2 protein-coding genes and 1 pseudogene are annotated in these 3,119 nt (G+C 72.6%); all 3 read left to right on the forward strand.

Features of this window, described 5'->3' with window-relative positions; all coding sequences use genetic code 11:
- Window positions 1–628 (forward strand): annotated as a pseudogene (locus GTW43_RS33890) (DUF4350 domain-containing protein); the annotation flags it as partial.
- On the forward strand, window positions 628–1,617 hold the full coding sequence (locus GTW43_RS33895; RefSeq protein WP_202502288.1) for a MoxR family ATPase: 990 nt from the start codon (window positions 628–630) through the stop codon (window positions 1,615–1,617). The pseudogene GTW43_RS33890 and the gene GTW43_RS33895, both read left to right, overlap by 1 nt.
- 25 nt (window positions 1,618–1,642) lie before the next feature.
- Window positions 1,643–2,953 carry a DUF58 domain-containing protein gene (locus GTW43_RS33900; protein WP_161305807.1) on the forward strand — a complete coding sequence of 437 codons (1,311 nt, stop codon included), beginning with the start codon at window positions 1,643–1,645 and terminating at the stop codon, window positions 2,951–2,953.
- The last annotated feature ends 166 nt before the right edge of the window (window positions 2,954–3,119 follow it).

Raw genomic sequence — 3,119 nt, forward strand, 5'->3', positions numbered from 1 at the left:
CGGCACCGGCACCGGCACCGGCACCGGCACCGGAGACACCGTCATCACCGGCGCACCCGACATCCTTCTCAACGACTCCCTCGACGAGCAGGGCAACGCCTCGCTCGCCCTCCAACTCCTCGGCACCCGCCCCCATCTGGTCTGGTACCTCCCCTCCCTCTCCGACACCTCCGCCGCCACCGACGCACAGAACGACCGCGGCTTCCTCGAACTGATCCCCAAGGGCTGGCTCTGGGGCACACTCCAGCTCTTCGTCGCGGCAGCACTCGCCGCACTCTGGCGCGCCCGCCGCCTCGGCCCCCTGGTCCCCGAGCGCCTCCCCGTCACGATCCGCGCCTCCGAGACCACCGAAGGCCGCGCCCGCCTCTACCGCAAGGCGAACGCCCGCGACCGCGCCGCCACCGCCCTGCGTCTGTCCACCCGCACCCGGCTCGCCCCCCTCATCGGCGTCCCCCCGTCCCAGGCCCACACGCCCGAGACCTTCCTCCCGGCCCTGGCCCGCCAACTCCCCACGCCCGCCCAGGACCTGCACACCCTCCTCTTCGGCCCGCCTCCCGCGACCGACGCAGCACTCATCGCACTCGCCGACCACCTCGACGCCCTCGAAAGAGAGGTACGCCATTCATGATGGACCCGACCACTGACAACGCCGGGCCCACGACCGATCCCCGCAGCTCACGGGCCTCCCTGGAGGCCCTGCGCGCCGAGATCGCCAAGGCCGTGGTCGGCCAGGACCCCACCGTCACGGGCCTGGTCGTGGCCCTCCTGTGCCGCGGACACGTCCTCCTCGAAGGCGTCCCCGGCGTCGCCAAGACGCTCCTCGTCCGCGCCCTCGCCTCCTCCCTCGAACTCGACACCAAGCGCGTCCAGTTCACCCCCGACCTGATGCCCAGCGACATCACCGGCTCCCTCGTCTACGACACGCGCAGCGCGGAGTTCTCCTTCCAGCCGGGCCCCGCCTTCACCAACCTCCTCCTCGCCGACGAGATCAACCGCACCCCGCCCAAGACCCAGTCCTCCCTCCTGGAAGCCATGGAGGAACGGCAGATCACGGTCGACGGCACCCCGCGCGCCCTCCCCGACCCGTTCATGGTCGTCGCGACCCAGAACCCGGTCGAGTACGAGGGCACGTACCCCCTGCCCGAGGCGCAGCTGGACCGCTTCCTGCTCAAGCTCAACGTCCCGCTGCCCACCCGCCAGGACGAGATCGACGTCCTGACGCGGCACGCGTCCGGCTTCAACCCCCGCGACCTGCGCGCCGCCGGCATCCGCCCCGTCGCCACCGCGGCCGACCTCGAGACGGCCCGCACCGCCGTCGCCAAGACCACCGTCTCCCCCGAGATCACGGGCTACGTCGTCGATCTCTGCCGCGCCACCCGTGAATCACCGTCGCTCACCCTCGGCGTCTCCCCGCGCGGCGCCACCGCCCTGCTCGCCACGGCCCGCGCCTGGGCCTGGCTCACCGGCCGCGACTACGTCACCCCCGACGACGTCAAAGCCCTCGCCCTGCCCACCCTCCGCCACCGCATCCAGCTGCGCCCGGAGGCAGAGATGGAAGGCGTCACAGCGGACTCGGTGATCAACGCGATCCTCACCCACGTCCCCGTCCCCCGCTGACGAGGCCGGAGACGAGAGAACCGACATGGCCCTCACCGGACGCACGGCCCTGCTCGCCGCCCTGGGCTCCCTCCCCGTAGGCATCTGGGAGCCCAGCTGGACCGGCATCCTCGCCGTGAACACCCCCCTGGCCCTGGCCTGCGCCTGCGACTTCGCCCTGGCCGCCCCCGTACGCAAGCTGCGCCTGACCCGTACCGGCGACACCTCCGTACGGCTCGGAGACCCGGCCGACGTCACCCTCACCGTCACCAACCCCTCGCGCCGCCCGCTGCGCGCCCGGCTCCGCGACGCGTGGCCGCCGAGCACCTGGCGCCCCGGCACCGAGTACGCCTCCTCCCGCCACCGCATCACGGTGCCCGCGGGCGAACGCCGCCGCGTCACGACCCGCCTCCTGCCCACCCGTCGCGGCGACCGCACGGCCGACCGCGTCACCGTCCGCTCGTACGGCCCGCTCGGCCTCTTCACCCGCCAGGGCACCCACCAGGTCCCCTGGACGGTACGCGTCCTCCCTCCGTTCCACAGCCGCAAGCACCTGCCGTCGAAACTGGCCCGCCTGCGCGAACTCGACGGCCGCACCAGCGTGTTGACCAGGGGCGAAGGCACCGAGTTCGACAGCCTGCGCGAGTACGTCCCCGGCGACGACACCCGCTCCATCGACTGGCGCGCCACAGCCCGCCAGTCCGCGGTCGCGGTCCGCACCTGGCGCCCCGAACGCGATCGGCACATCCTGCTCGTCCTGGACACCGGCCGCACCAGCGCGGGCCGCGTCGGTGACGCACCACGCCTGGACTCCTCCATGGACGCCGCCCTGCTCCTGGGCGCCCTGGCCTCCCGCGCGGGCGACCGCGTCGACCTGCTCGCCTACGACCGCCGGGTACGGGCCCTCGTCCAGGGCCGCACCGCCGGCGACGTCCTTCCCGCCCTCGTGAACGCCATGGCCCTGCTCGAACCCGAACTCGTCGAGACCGACGCCCACGGGCTCACCGCGACGGCCCTGCGTACGGCTCCGCGCCGCTCCCTGATCGTCCTTCTGACGTCCCTGGAAGCGGCCCCCGTCGAGGAGGGCCTCCTTCCGGTGCTGTCCCGGCTCACCAAGCGCCACACGGTCATCGTCGCGTCGGTGGCCGACCCGGCGATCGAGGACATGGCCGGCGCCCGCGGCACCACGGACGCCGTCTACAACGCCGCGTCGGCAGCCCAGTCCCAGGCCGAGCGTCTGCGCACAGCGGACCAGTTGAAGCGCCACGGCGTCACGGTCGTGGACGCCACCCCCACCGAACTGGCCCCGGCCCTGGCCGACGCCTATCTCGCCCTGAAGTCCGCTGGCCGCCTCTGACCCAGCAAGAAGAGCCCGAGACGAAAGCCCTCCAAGGGGCGGGCGCTCGTCACAAACCCCTGAAACGCAGAAAAGCCCGGACCGTGTACCCGGTCCGGGCTTTCCCTTCTATCAAAAATAGTTCGGCGGCGTCCTACTCTCCCACAGGGTCCCCCCTGCAGTACCA

It is taken from the genome of Streptomyces sp. SID5785 (assembly GCF_009870065.1).
In the GTDB taxonomy this organism is placed as follows: domain Bacteria; phylum Actinomycetota; class Actinomycetes; order Streptomycetales; family Streptomycetaceae; genus Streptomyces.